The following is a 19,997-nucleotide window of genomic DNA, read 5'->3' on the forward strand; positions in this document are numbered from 1 at the left end:
AGCACATGGTGCAAACGCTCGCCGCCGCGGAAGAAAAACCGCTCGTAGTCGCCTGACGACGCCACCACGCACGCGCCCTCGGCTTCCACCACGCCCAGCAGGCGCTCTGGCGCGCGCGGGTCGCGCAAACCAATGCGCCACGGCCTGCCCTGCCAGGTGCCCTGCGTGAGCACATCGCCTCCGCCGTTGATCATCGCGTCGTGCACACCCTGCGCGCGCAGCACGCGCATGCCCGCTTCCAGGATGGGCAGCTTGGCAATGCCCCCCAGGTCCAGCGCCATGCCCCGCCGCGCCAGGTAAGCCGTGCCCGCGCGTGCGTTTAGCACCAGGCCGCTCGGGCCCACCAGGGGCAGCTGTTGCGCGATCTGCCGGGGCGATGGAACCCGTTTTTCAGCGAAGTCCCAGCCCTTGAGTGCGCCCACCGTGATATCAAACGCACCGTCGCTCGCCTGCGCCAGCTGCTGCGCGCTGCGCAGCACGGACATCGCCTCGGGCGGCACCGGCACCGGGGCCACCCCGGCGGCAACGCCCAGGCGGGCGACCACACTGTCTTCCCGATAGCGGCTGAGTAGCGACTCCAGCCGCCGCATCTCGGCCACCGCGAGCAGGGTGGCGCGCTGCAGCGCCGCTGATTCACCGCCAGCCACGGCCACATCAACCTGCGTGCCCATCAGCGCATGCGAGGTGCGCAGGTACAGCGCGGACTGAGCCACGACGCCCGCCCAGGACCCAGCGCTCCACGCCCCCGCGCCCAGCAGCGGCAGTGCCATCACCAGTCGCCGCCGCTGCAGGCTGAAGCGGCCTGAAAAGACCTGTTGCATGGCCCCCTCCGGCTCAGATCGACTTGTCCGCCATGTAGTCGACGGCCGCCTTCACATCGGCGTCAGAAAGGCTCGCCGACCCGCCCCGCGCGGGCATCATGCCCTTGGAGCCGGTGTAGCCCTCGATGGCGTGCTTGTAGAGCGTCTCTTTGCCCTGTGCGATGCGCGGCCCCCAGTCGGCTTTGTCCCCCGGCTTGGGCGCGCCCGCCACGCCGGCCGCGTGGCACATCGCGCAGGTCTTGCCAAAGACGCTCTTGCCCAGTTCGTTCTCGGCCGCCGGTGCCGCTGCCGGAGCAGGCGCAGCCGCCGGGGTAGGTGCAGGCGCTGGTGCGGGCTCGGGCCGCTTGTCGCCGCATGCCGTCAGAAGTGCCGCCAGCGTCGCAACGGCCAAAGTCATCGTCAAGTTGTTCATCGCTTGGATCCTTGTCATCGAGTGGATTCGTCATGAGGGCGAACGGCGGATACGGATCACCACCATGCCGCACGGCTCTGCCGCATTTCCATGCCAATTGCAGATGGATGAACTGTAGGTGGAGGCAGCGCATTTGTGCGGCGCGCTCGGCTCCGAAGCCTGACCCAGATCAAATAGATGCATTTTGTATGAATCTATTATCCAAACCATGCAAACCCATTGGCAAGCCCCGCAGAACATTCACCGATGGATGCTGGTGTGGCTGCTGATGGCTGCGTTCGCCGCGGTGGCTTCGCCTCTCGTGCGGCCACGGGCGATGGAGCTGGCCTGCTCGGGTGCGGGCCATGCCGTTCTTCTGAAGCAGACCGCCGATGGCCTGGCGCCCGCTGATGCACCGGTGCTCGACTGCCCCCTGTGCCTGCCCGCTGACGTGCCTCCCCCCGCGGCGGCTCGCGCCGACGCTGTCCAGTCCTCGCCATTGCAAGCCGAGCCGCACAAGCCCTGGCGCGTGGCAGTGCATTTCTCCCGCCACCGCCCACCGGCGCGTGCGCCCCCCTTTTTTCACTGAGCCATCCCTAAAGAGGAAAACCATGAGCGATAAGAAAGACCTGCCCCTTGCTCCCGCCGGCCTCGGCCGCCGAAGCTTCATCAACACCGCCGCCCTGGTGGGCCTGACGGCAGGCGTGGCGGCCTGCACCGAGAAGACCGGCTCGGCCGCCACACCCGCCGCGCCCGCACCTGCGGCACCCGCATCGGCCCACGCCAGCGCGGGCGCGGCCACCCACCTCAAGCCCGGCGAACTGGACACCTACTACGGCCTGTGGAGCGGCGGCCACACCGGTGACATGCGCGTGCTGGGACTGCCCTCCGGCCGCGAAATCACGCGCATCCCCTGCTTCGTTCCCGATGCGCTGGTGGGCTGGGGCATCACCAACGAGTCCAAGGCCATCATGGGCACCAAGCCCGACGGCAGCCTGAAGTACACCGTGGCCGACACCCACCACACGCACGCCTCGTACAAGGACGGCAACTACGACGGCCGCTACGCCTGGATCAACGACAAGATCAACAGCCGCCTGGCCCGCATCCGCCTCGATTACTTTGTCTGCGACAAGATCACCGAGCTGCCCAACGTACAGGGCTTTCACGGCATCTTCCCGGACAAGGCCGACCCGGTGGATCCGGCCATCAACTACACCACGCGCGTGTTCTGCGGCGCCGAGTTCTCGATCCCCCTGCCCAACACGGGCACGGAAGACAGCGGCAAGTACCGCTCCATGTTCACCTGCGTGGACGCCGAATCGATGGAAGTGCGCTGGCAAGTGCTGATCGACGGCAACTGCGACCTCACGGCCACCTCGTACGACGGCAAGCTGGCGGCCACCAACCAGTACAACACCGAGATGGGCGCAAAGTACGAAGACATGATGTCTTCCGAACGCGACGCCTGCCTGTTCTTCAACATTGCCCGCATCGAAGAAGCCGTGAAGGCTGGCAAGTTCAAGACCATCGGTACGTCGAAGGTGCCCGTGGTGGACGGGACGCTGGAAGCCAACAAGGACCCCAAGACGGCGCTGACGGCCTACGTTTCAGTGCCCAAGAACCCGCACGGCGTGAACGCCAGCCCCGACGGCAAGTACTTCATCTGCGCGGGCAAGCTCTCGCCCACTGCCACGGTGATCGAGCTGAGCAAGGTACTGGAGTGGTTCGACGGAAAGCTCGAAAAAATCGACGCCGCCATCGTGGCCGAGGTCGAACTGGGCCTGGGTCCGCTGCACACCGCCTTTGACGGCCGCGGCAACGCCTACACGACGCTGTTTCTGGACAGCCAGGTCGTCAAGTGGAACGTGGACAAGGCCATTGCCTTCCACAAGGGCGACAAGGCCGCCAAATACGTGGTGGACCGCATCGACGTGCACTACCAGCCGGGCCACATCAATGCCACGCAGTCGGAAACCAAGGCGGCCGATGGCAAGTACCTGGCCGTGGGCTGCAAGTTCTCCAAGGACCGCTTCCTGCCCGCAGGCCCGCTGCACCCCGAGAACGAGCAGCTCATCGACATCTCGGGCGAGAAGATGGTGCTGATGGCAGACCACCCGGTGCGCGGCGAGCCCCACGACTTCATCATCTTCAAGCGCGACCTGGTCAAGCCCAAGCAGGTCTACACGCTCGACGAGTTCCCGCTGGCCGTGAAAGACCCGAAGGAGTCCGGCGTGTTCCGCAGCGGCAAGAAGGTCACCGTGAAGATGACTTCGCAAGCCCCCGCCTTCAGCCTGCGCGAGTTCAAGCTCAAGAAAGGTGACGAGGTGACGCTGATCCTGACCAACCTGGACAAGATCGAAGACCTGACGCACGGCTTTGCGATCCCGAACTACAACGTGAACTTCATCGTGAACCCGCTGGAGACCAAGTCGGTCACCTTCGTGGCCGACAAGCCCGGCGTGTTCTGGTGCTACTGCACGCACTTCTGCCATGCACTGCACCTGGAGATGCGCACGCGGATGATTGTGGAAGCTTGATTTGGAGCATCCCCCTGAGGCGCTGCGCGCCTTCCCCCTTCCCTTCTCTCGAATCGCTGCGCGATTCGGGAAGGGGGACGCAGCCCTCGCTGCGGGGCGGCCCTTGCTCGGCTGCCCTGGTATGGGCCGCGCCAATGCACAGATTGCGCTTCTTGTGGAGGTGGTGACTTTCGACCTTCCTCCACACGTTCAGGCTGAGCTTGTCGAAGCCCTGCGCAGCCCCATTGAGGGCGCCTCTGCAGATCCCGAGCAGACAGACATTTGAATGAATTTGGCCGCTGGCGCTTGACTGACAAGCGCTAGCAGCTATCAAAAATATAGTCCCATGATTTCCCTTCGTCGGCAGTTCGCCACGCTTCTTCTGGTCTTGTTGGCAGCATTTTGGGTGGCGCCGCGCGCCCACGCCGCCGCGGGGGCCTATGAGGCCGAGCTGCCGGCGGACCTGGCCACCGCGCGCGACATGTGCGCGCTGGTGCCGTGCAAGGACGCGTTTCCCGGCGCCACGCACTTCTCCGAGCGCCAGGGCCAGCCACCCTATGTGGAGGCCTACGACAGCGACGGCGCCCAGAAGAAGCTGCTGGGCTACGTGATGCTGTCCACCGACATCACCGATACGCCAGCCTACTCGGGCAAGCCCGTGGTCACGCTGATCGGCATGGACATGCAAGGCCGCTTCGTGGGCGTGAAGGTGCTCAAGCATTCGGAGCCCATCCTGCTGCTGGGCATCCCCGAATCGACGCTCATCCGCTTCAACAACCAGTATGTCGGCCGCTCGGTCACCGACAACATCGAGGTCGGCCCCTCGCGGCCCGAAGAGAACGTGGTGGGGGTGGATGCCATCTCGGGCGCCACCGTCACCGTGATTGCGCAGAACCAGGTGGTGATGGCCTCGGGTGCCGCCGTGGCGCGGCAGACCGGCATCATCGCCCCCACGGTGCGCGAGAGCGCCCGCTTTGCGGCCAGCGGCCAGCGCTACGACTGGGCCCAGCTGGTGCAGATGGGCGCGGTGCAGCGCCTGGTTGTCAGGCCCGAGCAGGTGGGCCTGCCGCGCGGACCCGAGCCCTTCATCGAACTGTGGTTCGGCGACCTGAACCACCCCGATGTCGGCAAGAGTCTGCTGGGCGCCCATGGGTTTGACAACCTGCGCTCGCGCCTGAAGGAAGGCGAGAACGCGCTGTTCATCATCAAGACGGCGGGTGAGGAGTCCTTCAAGGGATCGGGCTTTGTGCGCGGCGGCATCTACGACCGCGTGCAAGTCAAGCAGGGAGCGGATTCCTTTACCTTCCGCGACCTGGATTCGTACAACCTCTACGGCCTGGAGGCCGCGGGGGCGCCGCGCTACAACGAATCAGCCATCTTCGTCATTCGCGCCAGCGCCTTTTCAGCAGCCCACCCGTGGAAGCTCGCCTTCCTTGGCAACCGCGTGGACAAGGCCACCGGCCAGCGCAGCTTTGCAGTGTTCGAGTCCAAGTTCTGGCTGCCGGCCGCCCTGCTGGAAGGTGGGCGCCCCACGGTGAAGGAGCCCGATGCACCCTGGCTGCGCGTGTGGAAAACGCAGGCGCCGCAGATCGCCCTCTTCGCTTTGGTCCTGTCGGCCGTCGCAGTGGTCTATGGGTTCCGCGAGCGGCTCACCCGCCTGTCCACCCACAAGAACAAGTGGCCGGTCAACGCCTTCAAGTACAGCTTCTGGGGCATCAGCATGGCCTGGGTGGGTTTTGGCCTGATGGCCCAGCCTTCCATCACGCAGGTGCTGACATGGTTCCACTCGCTGCTGTTCCAGTGGACCTGGTCGCTGTTCCTGTCCGACCCGTTCATTTTCCTGTTCTGGATCTTCATCATCGTCACCGTGTTCCTGTTCGGGCGCGGGCTGTTCTGCGGCTGGATGTGCCCATTCGGATCGCTGCAGGAGTCGATCTACAAGATCGCCCGCGCCGTGGGCCTGGGGCGGTTCCAGACCAAGCTGCCGCAGCGGTGGCACGACCGCCTCAAGTGGGTGAAGTACGCGGTCTTCTTCGGGCTGCTGGCGGTGTCCATGTTCTCGATGGGCCTGGCGGAAAAGCTGGCCGAAGTGGAGCCCTTCAAGACCACCTTCCTGGTGGGCGTGATGAACCGGGCCTGGCCCTACGGCCTGTTCGTGGCCGCCATTCTGGGCGTGTCGATCTTCATCGAGCGGCCCTACTGCAAATACATCTGCCCGCTGGGTGCCTCGCTCGCCATGCCCAGCACGTTCCGCTGGTTTGGCCTGAAGCGCAAGCAGGACTGCAACAGCTGCAAGGCCTGCGCTGTGGGCTGCGGTGCGCAGGCCATTGATGCCGATGGCCGCATCGACCACCGCGAGTGCCTGCACTGCCTGGACTGCATGGTCCTGTACACCGACACCAAGGGCTGCCCTCCCCTGGCGAAAGAACGCAAACGCCGCGAAAAGGACGGGCTTGAAATCACGCCCATCGGCAAGAACGGCTACTTCATCCCGATCCACCCCGCCACCGTGGCCGACCAGATTTCGCCCAAGGCGGCCAAGGGCCCCGATCCGCGCATGCCCACCGCGCCCGTGAAACCTGCCGCCAAGACCGGCGCGCGCGGCCTGCGCTGGGTGTGGGCCGAGCTGGCGGACCACCTGTGGCCCTGGAGCCGCGAAGGCTGGGCGTCGCGCCGTGCGCTGCAAGTAGCGGGTTTCTCGCTCGCCGTGGCCGCCAGCGTGGCCTGGGTGATGGCCGCACTGGGTTCGCTGTCGTCGGGCGCCATCATCGGCTGGTGGTTCGGCTGGAGCGTGTACGAAGTGCTGATCCGCCTGTCGGGCAAGCGCTACGTGAAAGACGGCCCCTGGTGGCAGGACCGCTACCGGATCGCCGGCGTCATGGACATGCTGAGCTACGTGGGCTTCAAGAACCTGCTGATCGGCGCCGCGCTGTTCCTGGCCATCAAGACCTTGGTAGGGTGGACATGATGATGCTGCTGCGATGGTGCGCATCCCTGCTGGCACTGGCCGCCAGCCTGCTGGCGCAGCCCGCAGGCGCCGCGACGGTTCAGGTCCACCCCGGGCAGGACCTGCAGGCCGCCATCACCGCCGCCGCGCCCGGCGACACGGTGGAAGTGCAGCGCGGCCACTACCGGGTCAATCTGCGCATCGACAAGGCGCTCACGCTGCGCGGCGTCGGCCGCCCCACGCTCAGCGGCGGCCAGGTGGGCGACACCATCCGCATCACCGCGTCCGATGTGGTGGTCGAGGGGCTCATCGTGCGCGACTCCGGGCACAGCCTCAAGGACCAGAACGCGGGCATCTACGTGTACCCCGGCGCGCACCGGGCCGTGGTGCGGCACAACGAGCTCACCTACAACCTGTTCGGCCTGTGGATCGAGAAAGCCAACGACGTGCGGGTTCTGCACAACACCATCACCGGCCTGCGCGATGTGAACTCCTCCCAGCGCGGCAACGGCGTGCAGCTGTACAACACCACCGGCGCACGCATCGAGGGCAACCACATCAGCTTCGTGCGCGACGCGCTGTATGTGGACGTTTCGCACCACGCCGTGTTCCGGGGCAACCGGCTGCACCACAGCCGCTATGGCACGCACTACATGAACTCCTACTACAACCTGTGGGAAGACAACGACACCTACGCCAACCGCGGCGGGCTGGCGCTGATGGAGGTGCGCGACCAGGTGGTGCGCAACAACCGCGCCTACAACAACAGCGACCACGGGATCATGCTGCGCACCCTGCAGGATTCGGTGATCGAGAACAACGTGGTGGACGGCAACAACCGGGGCTTCTTCATCTACGACGTGGAGTACATCACCTTGCGCGGCAACCTGGTGGCGCGCAACACGGTGGGCGTTCACCTGTCGGCCGGCTCCAAGAACAACCAGGTCGACGGCAACGATTTCATCGCCAATCGCGAGCAGGTGCGCTATGTCGGTGCCCGCGACGAGCGGTGGGGCACCAGGCGCGGCAACTACTGGAGCAACTACCTCGGCTGGGACCGCGACGGCAACGGCGTGGGCGATGTGCCCTACGAGGCCAACGACATGGTGGACCGCCTGACCTGGCGCCACCCCGCCATCAAGCTGCTGCTGGCCAGCCCTGCGGTGCAAGCGCTGCGCCTGGTGGGCCAGCAGTTTCCGGTGCTGCGCGTGCCCACGGTGGTGGACCCTCAGCCCCGCATGCAACCGAACCAACCCCAACGGAATTTTCAGCGTGACACGCAACCCTCCCCCCATTGACCTGAGCGAGCCCCCCGCCATCGAGGTGCGGGGCGCGCACAAGCACTACGGCGCGCTGCACGCCGTGGATGGCATCGACCTGCGCATCGCGCGCGGCGAAATCTTCGGTCTCATCGGCCACAACGGCGCGGGCAAGAGCACGCTGTTCAAGATGATCCTGGGCCTCACGCCTGCCACGGCGGGCGAGATCCGCGTGGGTGGCGCCACCGTGCAGGGCCGCGACTTTCGAGCCGCCCGCCGCCACCTGGGCTACCTGCCCGAGAACGTGGTGCTCTACGACAATCTGAACGGGCTGGAGACGCTGCACTTCTTCGCCCGCCTCAAGGGCGCCCCGCTCGCGCAGTGCCCTGCACTGCTGGAGCAAGTGGGCCTGGCCCACACGGGCAAGCGTGCCGTGCGGGACTACTCCAAGGGCATGCGCCAGCGCCTGGGCTTCGCGCAGGCCCTGCTGGGCGATCCGCAGGTGCTGCTGCTGGACGAACCCACCAACGGCCTCGACCCACAGGCCATCCGCGACTTCTACGCCACGCTGCGCGAGTTGCAGGCGGGGGGCGTGACCATTGTCATCACCTCGCACATCCTGGCCGAGCTGCAGGAGCGCGTCGACCGCCTGGCCATCCTGGCCTCGGGCAAGCTGCAGGCCCTGGGCAGCGTGCAGGCGCTGCGCGAGCAGGCGCACATGCCGCTGACCATCCACCTCACCCTGGCTTCGGCCGACCGGCCTGCCGCGCTGGGGCTGCTCTCTGCAGTGCCCGGCATCACCGCAGCGGAAACGCCGGAAGGCCTGCATGTGGACTGCCCACGCGGCAGCAAGATGGCCGTGCTGGGTGCGCTGGCACCGCTGGGCACCGCGCTGCAGGACCTGCAGATCCAGGAACCCTCGCTTGAGGATGTGTACTTCGACCTGCGCAAGGGCTAGCCCATGGAATTCCAACAAATTTTCACCATCGCGGGTAAAGAGTTCCGCGACCGCATGCGCAACCGCTGGGTGCTGGCCGTGGCGCTGGTGTTCACCGTGTTCTCGCTGGCCATCGCCTACTTTGGCGGCGCGCAGCAGGGCACGGTGGGCTTTCGTTCCATCGAGTTCACCATCGCCAGCCTGGTCAGCCTGGTCATCTACCTCATCCCGCTGATCGCGCTGCTGCTGGGCTTCGACGCCATCGTGGGCGAACGCGAGCGCGGCTCACTCGACCTGCTGCTGTCGCTGCCCATCACCCGGCTGGAGCTGCTGCTGGGCAAGTACCTGGGACTGGCCGCGGCGCTCACGCTTTCCACGCTGGCGGGTTTTGGACTCGTGGCGGTGCTGCTGGTCCGGCAGCTCAGCTGGGCAGGTTTGTTCCACTACGGCGGATTCATGTTCAGCTCGGTGCTGCTGGGGCTGGCGTTCCTCAGTATGGCGGTCCTGCTGTCAGTGCTCACGCAGGAGCGCACCCGCGCATCGGGCCTGGCCATCGCGGCCTGGTTCTTCTTCGTGCTGGTGTTCGACCTGCTGCTGCTGGGCACCCTGGTGGCCACGGGCGGCAGCCACGGCGGCGAGGCCATGGCGTATCTGCTGCTGCTCAACCCTGCCGACGTTTTCCGCATCCTCAACGTGTTTTCGCTCGAAGACGTGCGCACCCTGTACGGGCTCACCAGCATCGTGCCCCCGGCCCTGGCCAAGCCGTGGCTGATGGGCTCGGTGATGGCCGCCTGGATCGTGGCGCCGCTTGTGCTCGCCAGCTGGAGATTCAAACCATGAACCATGCCTATCAACCCCGGTGCGGCTGCACCACCCGCCGCCAGCTGCTGGGCTGGGCGGCCCTCGCCAGCGTTGCTGGTCTCGTCGGCTGCAGCCAGGCCGACAACAGCGCTCAGTCCCTCACCCCCGTCGAGATGGACCGCACCACCAGCTGCGAACTCGACGGCATGCTGCTGGCCGACTACCCCGGTCCCAAGGCACAGGTGCATTTCGCAGGCCAGGGCACACCATCGTTCTTCTGCGACACCGTGGAGCTGTTTGCGACACTGCTGGCCGGCGAGCAGGTGCGCACCGCACGAGCGGTCTATGTGCAGGACATGGGCCAGGCCGACTGGAACGCACCGCAGGGCCACTGGATCGACGCCAAGTCCGCCGTGTTCGTGGTGGGCGGCAAACGCCACGGCTCCATGGGCCCCACCATCGGAAGCTTCGCGCACGAGGCGGACGCCAAGAAGTTTGCGGCCGAGTATGGCGGCAAGGTGCTGCGCTTTGCCGAGATCACGCCCGCCATGGTCGACCTGAGCGGCGGCGCGCTGCACGACACGCGGATGTAGCCCACCATGCGCCCGCTGCCGCAGCCCTGCCATCCCACGGCCGCCCGACCACTGAAGCGGCGCGCGGCATTGGCTGCCGCCTTGCTGCTGGGCAGCGTGGGGGTGGGCGCGTGGCAATGGAAGTCGCAAGACGGCAGGCCAGGGATGACCGCGAGCCCAGGCGTGGCAGCAGCGCCCGGCCCGGGGGAAGACGTGTGCATCGTTGCACCGCCCACGCCTTACGACCCGGCGGGCGGGCAGCCCCTGGCGGCGGCGCGCGACGTGCCCGCCGACGCGCGCTGTCCCGTCTGCGGCATGTACCCGGCACGCTCGCGGGCCTGGGCTGCGCAGGTGATCTTTGCCGATGGCGATGCGTACTTTTTCGACTCGCCCCTGAGCCTGCTGCTGTACCTGGACGACGTGGCGCGCTACACGCGCGGCCGCAGCGCGGACAGCATCGTGGCCCGCTACGTGAGCGATACGGATTCCGGTGAATGGATTGATGCTGCGCAGGCAGCGTATGTCCACGGTTCGACGGCGTTGGGGCCGATGCGGGCGGGCAACCTGCCCGCCTTTGCCAGCATGGCTGCGGCGACGCAGTTTTCGCTGCGGCGCGGCGGCCAGCCGCTGGTGTTCAGGGAGATCACCGGGGCCCTGCTGCAGATGCTGGCGCCCGGCCGTGGGGCGGGACACAGGCACCCTGCGGTGTAGGTCCAATCGATGTTGCTATATTTTATATAGCTACCAGCGCTTGTATATCAAGCGCTACAGGCCATTTTTTACGCAAACTACTGCGTCGAAGTCTCGGGCTGCACTGCCTTGAACAGCGCGGCCACCTTGCGCTTGGGCTTGATGTTGGCAGAGATGCCGCTGCGCGTAGGCGACTTGGCGGCCGCCTCCCACGCAGGTGCCGCCTCGGCGCTGCTGGGCTCGTAGGGTTTTTCAAAGAATGGATCGCGCGAGACCGGGGCGGGGCGGAAGCCACGGTGCTGGTCTCGCGGCTCGCGGCCTTCCCGGCCACCGCGATAGTCGCGTTCGCGTTCACGGCGCGGAGCCGCCCCGAGGGCATCGCGGCCATCACCGGTTTCGCCGGCCTCGCGCCAGGCGCGGCGGCCGTCGTTGATGCGGCCACGGGGCTGATCCTCGTCGTACTCGACGGCTTCGAGTTCGATCTTCTTCTTGATCAGCTTCTCGATGTCGGCCACGAGGCGCGCATCGCTGCCCGACACCAGCGTGACGGCCAGGCCCGATGCCCCTGCACGGCCCGTGCGGCCGATGCGGTGCACATAGTCTTCTGCATTGAACGGCACGTCGAAGTTGAACACGGCCGGCACGTCCTTGATGTCGAGGCCGCGCGCAGCCACATCGGTACACACCAGCAGATCCACTTCGCCCTTTTTGAAGGCTTCCAGCGCCTTCAGGCGCTCGTCCTGGCTCTTGTCGCCATGCAGCGCAGCGGTCTTGAGGCCTTCGCGTTCGAGGCTGCGGGCCAGGCGGGCACAACCCAGCTTGCTGTTCACGAAGATGAAAGCCTGCTTGATGCCTCGGGTCTTCAAAACCTGGTGGATGGCGCGGCGCTTGTCGTCGTCATTGGCGCTGTAGAAGCGCTGCTCCACCGTGGAGGCCGTCTCGTTGGGGCGGGCCACCTCGATGGTGATGGGGTTCTGCAGGTAGCTGCTGGCCAGGCGTTTGATTTCGGGCGAGAACGTGGCGCTGAAGAGCAGCGTGGTGCGCTGCTTGGGCAGGTAGCTCAGGATGCGCTGCAGGTCGGGCAGGAAGCCGATGTCCAGCATGCGGTCGGCCTCGTCGAGCACTACGTACTCGACCTGGTTGAGCACCGCGTTCTTGGCCTCGATGTGGTCGAGCAGCCGGCCTGGGGTGGCCACCAGTACCTCGACGCCCTTCTTGAGTTCGAGGGTTTGCGGCTTCATGTCCATGCCGCCGAACACCACGGTGCTGCGCAGCTTCGTGTATTTGGCGTACAGCGCGATCTGCTGGGCGACCTGATCGGCCAGTTCGCGCGTGGGCAGCAGCACCAGGGCGCGCACGGGGTGGCGCGCGGGCGAGGTGGAGCTGTTTTCGTGCTTGAGCAGGCGCTGCAGCAAGGGCAGCGAGAAGGCGGCGGTCTTGCCCGTGCCGGTCTGGGCGGCGCCCATCACGTCCTGCCCGGTGAGCACCACCGGAATGGCCTGTGCCTGGATGGGCGTCATGGACTCGTAGCCCATCTCGGCCACGGCACGCGCCAGCGGCTCAGCCAGCGATAGATTGGAAAAGGAACTTGTCATTTAGCCCACTATTGTCGCATTGACCGCCAAAAACACCATTTTTGGAGCTGGCGGGCGCGGGGATCTGCCCCAAGCCGCAGGCCATTGCTGCTGCTGCGCTATGGTTTAAGTAGCACTCATCCGCTGCACAGAGCGCGCTGCGGCCGATGCTGCGCCAGCAGGTGGCGGACTGCGCGAAGACCCAGAGGCGGATCTGCCCTGTCTCTCGCCCCAAAGGGGACGCGGTTATTGGCCGTGAAGGGCCTCACCGCCAGCCGCGACATCCCCGTGCAGCAGGCTACAGGTTGCGGACAGCAAACGTATCGCACGCCTTGACGCTGCCGTTTTGCAGGCCGTTATGGAACCAACGCTGGCGCTGGGCGCTGGTGCCGTGGGTGAAGGACTCTGGCACCACCGCGCCGCCGCTGGACCGCTGCAGGGCGTCGTCACCGATCTTCGCGGCCGCGTTCATGGCTTCCTCGACATCGCCCTGCTCCAGGATTTGGCGGGCGTTCTGCGCATGGTGCGCCCACACCCCGGCAAAGCAGTCGGCCTGCAGTTCCAGGCGCACCGACAGCGCGTTGTATTCGGCCTGGCTCACGCGGCCACGCATCTGGTCGACCTTGCCGCTGATGCCGAGCTGGTTTTGCACATGGTGGCCCACCTCGTGGGCGATCACGTAGGCCTGCGCAAAGTCGCCGGGCGCACCCAGCCGGTGCTTCAGGGTTTCGTAGAAGCCCAGGTCGATGTAGACCTTCTGGTCTGCCGGACAGTAGAACGGCCCCATGGCCGCTTGCCCGGTGCCGCAGGCCGTGCGCGTGGCGCCCCGGAACAGCACGAGGCGCGGCTCCTGGTAGGTACCGCCGCCCTGGCGGAACACGGCCTGCCACACGTCTTCCGTATCGGCCAGCACCGTGGAGACAAAACGGGCCAGCGTGTCGTCGGCCGGCGGGCGCGCTGCCGGCCCCTGGGGCTGAACCTGCGCGGGTGGCCCACCGCCGCTGAGCAGCCCCAGCAGCGTGAGCGGATTGATGCCCAACACCCACCCGCCCACCAGCGCAATGACGATGGTGCCAATGCCAATGCTGCGCCCTCCGAAGATGGGCGACCCACCGCCGCCCTCGCCGCGACGGTCTTCGACATTGTCCGATTCGCGATTGCCTTCCCATTTCATGCAGCACCTCCGGCCCTCTCTCCTGCGGAGGGCGTTGCTGGGATGTTACGCGCCCAGCTCGGAGGCACGGCCGTGTGCGGATCCAAGCCTGCGCCCGCCACGTCAGTGCGCGGTGGGCTGCGGCCGTGCTCCCGCCGCTTCTCCGCTGAGCTGCAGGGCCGCGCTTTCCGGCGGGGCTTCAAAGTAGGCGTTCAGTTCCGCTGCCAATGCGCGCAGCCCATCGTCGGGCACCGCCAGTGCCTTGGCCAGCTGCTGCTCGGCATAGGCGCGGTGACCCAGCATCATGGCGGCGTTCACGCAGTGGCCATGGGCGGCCATTTGCAGGATGAAGGCATTGAGACGATCGCAGGGCCAGTAGCTGGCGTGCACATCGGCAACTCCGGCGTCGGGCGGGGCATTCCAGGGCTCTGGCGCGCCGGTTGGCGATGCGTCGCTTAGGGCTGCTGGGGGCTCAGTGACCGTCCCTGGCGTGAACCATGCCGCCAGGGGCGCGGCCAGCGCACCGATCCAGGCGGTGAGCGAAGGGCTTTCAGAGGGTGGGGCAATGGTCAGCATGGCAGGTCCTTCCGAACAATCGGCGCTTCCAGCATGCAGCAGAAGCGTGACATGGATGCTAAAAAACTTACCTGCGCTTGCATTTCAGCCGACGGGCCATTGCGCTGTAGGACGCGCCCCCGCGCGCCGGCGAGGCTCAGGCCTTGGGCAGTGTCACGCCAACCTGGCCTTGGTACTTGCCGCCCCGGTCGCGGTAGCTGACCTCGCACACATCGTCCTTGTCGCTTTCGAAGAACAGCACCTGGGCGCAGCCCTCCCCAGCGTAGATGCGCGCGGGCAGCGGCGTGGTGTTGCTGAACTCCAGCGTCACATAGCCTTCCCACTCGGGCTCAAAAGGCGTGACGTTGACGATGATGCCGCAGCGCGCATAGGTGCTCTTGCCCAGGCAAATGGTGAGCACGTTGCGGGGGATGCGGAAATATTCGACCGTGCGGGCCAGCGCAAAGCTGTTGGGCGGAATGATGCAGCTGTCGCCTTCGAAATCGACAAAGCTCTTCTCATCGAAATTCTTCGGGTCCACCACCGTGCTGTGGATGTTGGTGAATACCTTGAACTCTGGCGCACAGCGGATGTCGTAGCCGTAGCTGCTGGTGCCGTAGCTGATGATCTTGCGGCCTTCGACCTCGCGGACCTGGCCGGGTTCGAAGGGCTCGATCATGCCGTGCTCGGCCGCCATGCGGCGGATCCATTTGTCGCTTTTGATGCTCATCGGTGCACTCCTGCGCTGCCACCTGCGCCATCGCAGACTGGATGCTATTAAATACGTAGCTGTTGGCGCTTGACCATCAAGCGCGAGAGCCGTATTTTGCTTGAGAAATCACCGTTTGCTCCACCACGCGGTCGTCGCCCAGTACGATCAGCGCAAACAACAGCTCCGCCAAGCTGCCCGCCTGCTGGGTGCGGCGGGCGAGCAAGGGGGTAGCCGCCGGATTGAGCACCACGAAGTCTGCCTCGCAGCCCGGCTGCAGGTTGCCAACCACACCGCCCAGCCCCAGCGCCTGGGCGGCCCCGGCCGTGTGCTGCCACCACAGCTGCTCGGGCGACAGGCTGAGGCCCTGCTTGCTGCGCCCCTCCCGGCCCACGTAGTACGCCGCCAGCATGGTGTGGAACGGACTGAAGCTGGTGCCCCCGCCCACGTCACTGGCCAAGCCGTAGCCAAAGCCCACGCGGTCCGCGCCCGCATAGTCGAAAAAGCCGCTGCCCAGGAACAGGTTGCTCGTGGGGCTCACGGCCGCCACGGCGCCGGTATCGCGCATCAGCACGCGGTCGTCGTCATCGAAGTGGATGCAATGGGCATATACCGCGCGCTCGCGCATCAGGCCGAAGTCGTCGTACACGGCCAGGTAACTGCGCGATGTGGGAAACAGCTCGCGCGCCCAGCGGATCTCATCCAGGTTCTCGGCCACATGCGACTGGATCCACACGTCGGGGTGGCGCGCGGCCAGCTCGCCCGCGCCGCGCAGCTGTTCGGGCGTGCTGGTGGGGGCAAAGCGCGGCGTGATGGCATAGCCCAGGCGGTCCACGCCGTGCCAGCGGCGGATCAACGCCTCGGTGTCGAGCAAGCTCTGCTCCGTCTGGTCGCGCACGCCATCGGGCGAGTGCCGGTCCTGCAGCACCTTGCCGGTGATCAGCCGCAACTGGCGGTGCTGGGCCTCGCCCATCAGCGCATCGACCGAAGCGGGATGCGATGTGGCGAAGGTGAGCGCGGTGGTCACGCCGTTGCGCAGCAGTTCGTCGACAAAGAAGCCCGCTACCTGCGCGCCATAGGCCGGATCGGTGAATCGCGACTCATGGGGGAAGGTGTAGTTCTCAAGCCATGGCAAAAGCCCTTCGGCGGGCGAGCCGATCACGTCCGTCTGCGGGAAGTGGATGTGCATGTCCACAAAGCCCGGCGCAATGATGCGGCCGGGCAGATGCGTGACGGGTGCATCGGCATACCGTGGTGCCAGCGCCTGCCACGCGCCGGCCGCAAGCACACGCTGGCGGCCCTCGGCATCGGCACCGACGGCCAGCAGGCCGTCCTCGTCATACAGGGCCGATCCATCGTCGGCAAAGCGCAAAAGGGCGGAGCGGTATACGTGCATGGGCCCTAGCTTAGCGGCGGCGACGGCCCCGCACATACGCGGCCTGCAATAACCGCTATGGGCTCGGCGGGCGGCGCGGGGCGGGCCGCTCAGCGGCTGATGCGGCCTTGCACACCCTCGACCAGCCAGTTCATCTGCAGGATCTGCGCGTCCGTCAGTGCCTGGCCGGCGGCAATCACCTCATGCCCTTCGTTGTCGCGCACGGGGGTCTTGCCGGCCTTGAAGGGTTGCAGCGTACCGGCGCCAATGGCCTTCTGCGCGGCCAGCACCTCCTGTTGCACGGCGGCCGGCACCTTGGGGCCGAAGTCGCCCACGCGGATCAGGCCCTCGCGCACGCCGCCCCAAAGGTTGCCGCTCTTCCAGGTGCCGCTTTGCACCGCCCGCACACGCTCGGTGTAGTAGCGGCCCCACTCGTGCGTGACGGCGACGATCTGGGCATCCGGGCCGGTTTTGCGCATGTCGGAGTGGTAGGCCACGGCCATCTTGCCGCGCTCCTGTGCCGCGGCCATGACGGCGGTGGAGCCAGTGTGAAACGCCATCACGTCCACGTCCTGGTTGAACAGCACCATGGCCGCGTCGCGCTCCTTGGGCGGATCGAACCACACATTGAGCCATACCACCTTCACGGTGGCCCGGGGGTTGACCGAGCGCATGCCCAGGGTGAAGGCGTTGATGCCCTGCAGCACCTCGGGGATGGGGAAGCCCGCCACATAGCCGGCCACACCGGTCTTGCTCATGCGGCCCGCGGCGATGCCTGCAAGGTATCGGCCCTCGTAGTAGCGCGCATTGGCAGCCGCCACGTTGGGCGCCGTCTTGTAGCCGGTGATGGACTCGAATTTGACTTGCGGGAAGTCCTGCGCCACCTTGAGCGTGGGCTCCATGTAGCCAAAGCTGGGTGTAAAGATGATCTGGTGGCCCGTGGCAGCGAGGTCGCGGATCACGCGCTCGGCGTCGGCGCCCTCGGCCACGTTCTCCACGAAAGTGGTGTGCACCTGCGCGCCCAACGCCGCCTCCACGGCCTTGCGGCCTTCATCGTGCTGGCGCGTCCAGCCGGCTTCGGTGATGGGGGAGACGTAGACGAAACCCGCCTTGACGGGCTGCGCCGGCACAGGGGTGGACGGCTTGGCGCCGGCCGGGGTCTGGGAGACAGCGGGAAAGGTGATGAAAACGGCGCCCGCCAGCGCACTCACACAAGCCGCACGCAGTGCGGTGGCGAGGTTTTTGTACATGGTGTTCCTCTACATGGCCCAGATTGAAAAATGGAGCCACCGCAGGGCGGCGGTGGTCCAAGGAAAGAATCAGTTAGATCGGCCTTCGTTGATGCCGGATGCCGGACAGGGCCAACGTTCGGCGTATCTCCTTTATGGTCCTGCCGCTCAGGTCAGCCCAGGCGCGGCACCTGCAGGCGCGCATGCACAGGCACCGCGCCGCCCAAACGGAACGCGCCGACCACCTCTGACAGGCGCGCGGCCTGGTCCTTGAGGCTTTCGGCGGCGGCGGTGGACTCCTCGACCAGCGCGGCATTCTGCTGCGTCATCTGGTCGAGCTGGCTCACGGCCACATTCACCTGGCCGATGCCCTGACTCTGCTCCGAGGCAGCAGCACTGATCTCGCCAATGATGTCCGACACGCGGCGCACCGAGCCCACGATTTCGGTCATGGTGGTGCCGGCGTTCTGCACCAGCGCAGAGCCCGATTCGACCTTCTCCACCGACACGCCGATCAGTGCCTTGATCTCCTTGGCAGCCTCGGCGCTGCGGCCCGCCAGGCTGCGCACTTCGCTGGCCACCACGGCAAAGCCGCGGCCCTGCTCGCCGGCACGCGCGGCTTCCACCGCGGCGTTCAGCGCCAGGATGTTGGTCTGGAAGGCGATGCCGTCGATGGTGCCGATGATGTCCGAGATCTTCTTGCTGCTCGCGTTGATTTCCTCCATGGTGCTCACCACTTGCGCAACGACCTCGCCGCCGCGCTGTGCCACGGCTGCAGCCGAGGCTGCGAGCTGGTTGGCTTGCACGGCCGAATCAGCGCTTTGGCGCACGGTGCTGGTGAGCTCTTCCATCGAACTCGCGGTCTCTTCCAGGCTGCTGGCTGTCTGCTCGGTGCGGGCGCTCAGATCCTGGTTGCCGCTGGCGATCTGGGTGCTGGCGGTGGAGATGCTGTCCACCACGCCCCGCACCTGCTGCAGCGATTGCTGCAGTGCGCTGCGCATCAGGTCCAGCGCGCGCAGCAGGCGGCCGGTTTCGTCGTTGGCGTAGCTTTCCTGGGGCTTTCCAGTCAGGTCCATGTCGGCGATGGCTTCGGCTATCGCCTCGGCATGGCGCAGCGGCCGCGTAATGCTGGTGGCCAGCAGCCAGGCCAGCAAGGCGCCCAGCACGAGCGAGACGCCCGTGCACACCTGCAGCAGGAGCGTGGTCTGCGCGCGCAGGGTTTCGCTGCGCTTGCCTGCCTCGTCCAGCTGCGCGCGCTGCATGTCCACCATCTGCTGCACGCCAGCCAAGTAGGCGCGCGAGGTGGGCTCGAAGCGGTCGTTGAAGACCTTGTTGGCATTGTCGGCATCGCCCGCCTGCTTGAACTTGCTCACTTCCTCGCGCGCCGCGAGGTAGTCCTTGCGCAGCTGGCCCACCTGTTCAAAGATCTTCCTCTCTTCCGGCGTGTCCATCTTGGATTCGATGAACTTCTGAAGCTCATTGGTCTGGCTGATGGATGCCGCCGTGGCAGGCGCAAAGTAGGGAATCAAGCTTGCATCGCTGCTCTTGGCGATGGCCGCCGCGCGCTGCACGCCCGAGGTGGTGTGGCGCAGCCAGTCGGCACCCGCGCGCTCGGTCTTGATGTTGTCGGCCACCATGGTGTCGATCTCCTGGCCCAGCTGAGCGAGTTTGACGACCGCGACCACGCTGCTGGCGAAGAACAGCGCCAGGATCAGGCCCAGCACCAGGGTAAGGCGCTTGCCGATGGAAATTTGACTTAGAAACATGCGATAGCTCCGTAGAGGCGCGGCGCGCGCCGGGCCAGCCCGCGGCGGCAAGGATGGCGGCCTGTCTGCAAGGAAGGGGAACAAAAAACAAAGAGGGCCGCGCGGCGTGGGCAAACCCCTGAGCGGACCTGAGTCCCGCTTTAACAAAAACTCACAATTCTAGGGTTTACCCGGTATTTTGGCTACCCCCTCCGCACCAACACGGGGATGACCTCCGCACGCACAGGTGCGCACCGCACCGACGCTCCCCGGCCCCAGCGGTTCAGTAGTCGTGCTCCACGCAGCGCTCGAAGGCTTCCTTGAGCTTGTGCTCCCACGCACGCTTGTCGGCATTACCCGCGAAACTCGCTTCAAAACTGTTGAACGCCAGCTGGTAGGCATGCTTGGCCGTGAGGCCCGTGGCCGCAAACACCTGGGTGAAGTTGTCGTTGATGTAGCCGCCAAAGTAGGCCGGGTCGTCCGAATTGACCGTGGCGGCCAGCCCTGCGTCGAGCAGCTTGCCCAGGTTGTGGTCGGCCAGGTTGGGAAACACGCACAGCTTCTGGTTCGACAGCGGGCACACGGTGAGCGCGATGCGGTCCTGCGCCAGGCGCTGCATCAGCGCTGCGTAGTGCACGGCCTGCACCCCATGGTCGATGCGCACGAACTTGAGCACAACGAGCGCCCTCCAGAAATAGGCAGGCGGGCCCGCCACGCCCG

The 19,997-nt window shown here is 66.3% G+C and carries 17 protein-coding genes and 1 pseudogene; 8 read left to right on the forward strand and 10 right to left on the reverse strand.

Features of this window, described 5'->3' with window-relative positions:
- Window positions 1–821: FAD:protein FMN transferase (locus tag MRY84_RS17700; protein WP_291507018.1), on the reverse strand; the 821-nt coding region annotated here is incomplete at its 3' end.
- Between the two features lie 13 nt (window positions 822–834).
- Window positions 835–1,233 (reverse strand): c-type cytochrome, encoded by a 399-nt coding sequence (locus MRY84_RS17705; RefSeq protein WP_291507019.1) that lies wholly within the window; start codon window positions 1,231–1,233, stop codon window positions 835–837.
- 208 nt (window positions 1,234–1,441) lie between these two features.
- Between MRY84_RS17705 and MRY84_RS17710 the strand changes: the two genes are divergently transcribed.
- The 8 genes from MRY84_RS17710 to MRY84_RS17745 all read left to right on the forward strand — a co-directional run bounded on the left by MRY84_RS17710 (window position 1,442) and on the right by MRY84_RS17745 (window position 10,958).
- Window positions 1,442–1,801, forward strand: a complete 360-nt coding sequence (locus tag MRY84_RS17710; RefSeq protein WP_291507020.1) for a hypothetical protein — start codon at window positions 1,442–1,444, stop codon at window positions 1,799–1,801.
- Between the two features lie 22 nt (window positions 1,802–1,823).
- Entirely contained in the window at window positions 1,824–3,752 is a 1,929-nt protein-coding gene (nosZ, locus tag MRY84_RS17715) for a TAT-dependent nitrous-oxide reductase (RefSeq protein WP_291507021.1), read from the forward strand.
- 325 nt (window positions 3,753–4,077) lie between these two features.
- Window positions 4,078–6,699 carry a NosR/NirI family protein gene (locus MRY84_RS17720; RefSeq protein ID WP_291507022.1) on the forward strand — a complete coding sequence of 874 codons (2,622 nt, stop codon included), beginning with the start codon at window positions 4,078–4,080 and terminating at the stop codon, window positions 6,697–6,699.
- A gap of 2 nt (window positions 6,700–6,701) precedes the next feature.
- Window positions 6,702–7,976, forward strand: a complete 1,275-nt coding sequence (locus tag MRY84_RS17725; RefSeq protein WP_291507032.1) for a nitrous oxide reductase family maturation protein NosD — start codon at window positions 6,702–6,704, stop codon at window positions 7,974–7,976.
- A complete protein-coding gene (locus MRY84_RS17730; RefSeq protein WP_291507023.1) occupies window positions 7,951–8,895 on the forward strand; it encodes an ABC transporter ATP-binding protein in 945 nt (314 codons plus the stop codon). Before MRY84_RS17725 ends, MRY84_RS17730 begins: the two co-directional genes overlap by 26 nt.
- A gap of 3 nt (window positions 8,896–8,898) precedes the next feature.
- A complete protein-coding gene (locus MRY84_RS17735; protein ID WP_291507024.1) occupies window positions 8,899–9,714 on the forward strand; it encodes an ABC transporter permease subunit in 816 nt (271 codons plus the stop codon).
- On the forward strand, window positions 9,711–10,268 hold the full coding sequence (locus MRY84_RS17740) for a nitrous oxide reductase accessory protein NosL (RefSeq protein ID WP_291507025.1): 558 nt from the start codon (window positions 9,711–9,713) through the stop codon (window positions 10,266–10,268). Before MRY84_RS17735 ends, MRY84_RS17740 begins: the two co-directional genes overlap by 4 nt.
- A gap of 144 nt (window positions 10,269–10,412) precedes the next feature.
- Entirely contained in the window at window positions 10,413–10,958 is a 546-nt protein-coding gene (locus MRY84_RS17745) for a nitrous oxide reductase accessory protein NosL (RefSeq protein ID WP_291507033.1), read from the forward strand.
- Window positions 10,959–11,035: 77 nt separating this feature from the next.
- On the opposite strand, the gene MRY84_RS17750 is transcribed toward MRY84_RS17745, so the two are convergent.
- From MRY84_RS17750 to MRY84_RS17785, 8 genes and pseudogenes are all read right to left on the reverse strand, one after another.
- Window positions 11,036–12,532, reverse strand: coding sequence for a DEAD/DEAH box helicase (locus tag MRY84_RS17750; protein ID WP_291507026.1), 1,497 nt, complete (start codon window positions 12,530–12,532; stop codon window positions 11,036–11,038).
- A gap of 277 nt (window positions 12,533–12,809) precedes the next feature.
- Window positions 12,810–13,685, reverse strand: coding sequence for a neutral zinc metallopeptidase (locus MRY84_RS17755; RefSeq protein WP_291507027.1), 876 nt, complete (start codon window positions 13,683–13,685; stop codon window positions 12,810–12,812).
- 102 nt (window positions 13,686–13,787) lie between these two features.
- Window positions 13,788–14,240: a hypothetical protein gene (locus MRY84_RS17760; protein WP_291507028.1), complete on the reverse strand. Its 453-nt coding sequence runs from the start codon at window positions 14,238–14,240 to the stop codon at window positions 13,788–13,790.
- A 136-nt stretch (window positions 14,241–14,376) separates the two neighbouring features.
- Complete coding sequence (dcd, locus tag MRY84_RS17765; protein WP_015012892.1) at window positions 14,377–14,949, reverse strand: dCTP deaminase; 573 nt, start codon at window positions 14,947–14,949, stop codon at window positions 14,377–14,379.
- Window positions 14,950–15,025: 76 nt separating this feature from the next.
- Window positions 15,026–16,324, reverse strand: a complete 1,299-nt coding sequence (gene guaD / locus MRY84_RS17770) for a guanine deaminase (protein ID WP_291507029.1) — start codon at window positions 16,322–16,324, stop codon at window positions 15,026–15,028.
- An 89-nt stretch (window positions 16,325–16,413) separates the two neighbouring features.
- Window positions 16,414–17,553, reverse strand: coding sequence for a BMP family ABC transporter substrate-binding protein (locus MRY84_RS17775; protein WP_291507030.1), 1,140 nt, complete (start codon window positions 17,551–17,553; stop codon window positions 16,414–16,416).
- Window positions 17,554–17,705: 152 nt separating this feature from the next.
- Window positions 17,706–19,298 (reverse strand): methyl-accepting chemotaxis protein, encoded by a 1,593-nt coding sequence (locus tag MRY84_RS17780; protein ID WP_291507031.1) that lies wholly within the window; start codon window positions 19,296–19,298, stop codon window positions 17,706–17,708.
- 262 nt (window positions 19,299–19,560) lie between these two features.
- Window positions 19,561–19,997 (reverse strand): annotated as a pseudogene (locus MRY84_RS17785) (adenosine deaminase); the annotation flags it as partial.

The sequence above is a fragment of the Acidovorax sp. genome (assembly GCF_022763525.1).
In the GTDB taxonomy this organism is placed as follows: domain Bacteria; phylum Pseudomonadota; class Gammaproteobacteria; order Burkholderiales; family Burkholderiaceae_C; genus Acidovorax.

Bases quoted from the DNA above. Each gene is read 5' to 3' on its own strand.
- MRY84_RS17745 (WP_291507033.1), top strand. From the start codon at position 10,413: ATGACCGCGAGCCCAGGCGTGGCAGCAGCGCCCGGCCCGGGGGAAGAC.
- MRY84_RS17725 (WP_291507032.1), top strand. From the start codon at position 6,702: ATGCTGCTGCGATGGTGCGCATCCCTGCTGGCACTGGCCGCCAGCCTG.
- MRY84_RS17720 (WP_291507022.1), top strand. From the start codon at position 4,078: ATGATTTCCCTTCGTCGGCAGTTCGCCACGCTTCTTCTGGTCTTGTTG.
- dcd (WP_015012892.1), bottom strand. From the start codon at position 14,949: ATGAGCATCAAAAGCGACAAATGGATCCGCCGCATGGCGGCCGAGCAC.
- MRY84_RS17750 (WP_291507026.1), bottom strand. From the start codon at position 12,532: ATGACAAGTTCCTTTTCCAATCTATCGCTGGCTGAGCCGCTGGCGCGT.
- MRY84_RS17780 (WP_291507031.1), bottom strand. From the start codon at position 19,298: ATGTTTCTAAGTCAAATTTCCATCGGCAAGCGCCTTACCCTGGTGCTG.
- MRY84_RS17755 (WP_291507027.1), bottom strand. From the start codon at position 13,685: ATGAAATGGGAAGGCAATCGCGAATCGGACAATGTCGAAGACCGTCGC.
- MRY84_RS17705 (WP_291507019.1), bottom strand. From the start codon at position 1,233: ATGAACAACTTGACGATGACTTTGGCCGTTGCGACGCTGGCGGCACTT.
- guaD (WP_291507029.1), bottom strand. From the start codon at position 16,324: ATGCACGTATACCGCTCCGCCCTTTTGCGCTTTGCCGACGATGGATCG.
- nosZ (WP_291507021.1), top strand. From the start codon at position 1,824: ATGAGCGATAAGAAAGACCTGCCCCTTGCTCCCGCCGGCCTCGGCCGC.
- MRY84_RS17740 (WP_291507025.1), top strand. From the start codon at position 9,711: ATGAACCATGCCTATCAACCCCGGTGCGGCTGCACCACCCGCCGCCAG.
- MRY84_RS17710 (WP_291507020.1), top strand. From the start codon at position 1,442: ATGCAAACCCATTGGCAAGCCCCGCAGAACATTCACCGATGGATGCTG.
- MRY84_RS17735 (WP_291507024.1), top strand. From the start codon at position 8,899: ATGGAATTCCAACAAATTTTCACCATCGCGGGTAAAGAGTTCCGCGAC.
- MRY84_RS17775 (WP_291507030.1), bottom strand. From the start codon at position 17,553: ATGTACAAAAACCTCGCCACCGCACTGCGTGCGGCTTGTGTGAGTGCG.
- MRY84_RS17760 (WP_291507028.1), bottom strand. From the start codon at position 14,240: ATGCTGACCATTGCCCCACCCTCTGAAAGCCCTTCGCTCACCGCCTGG.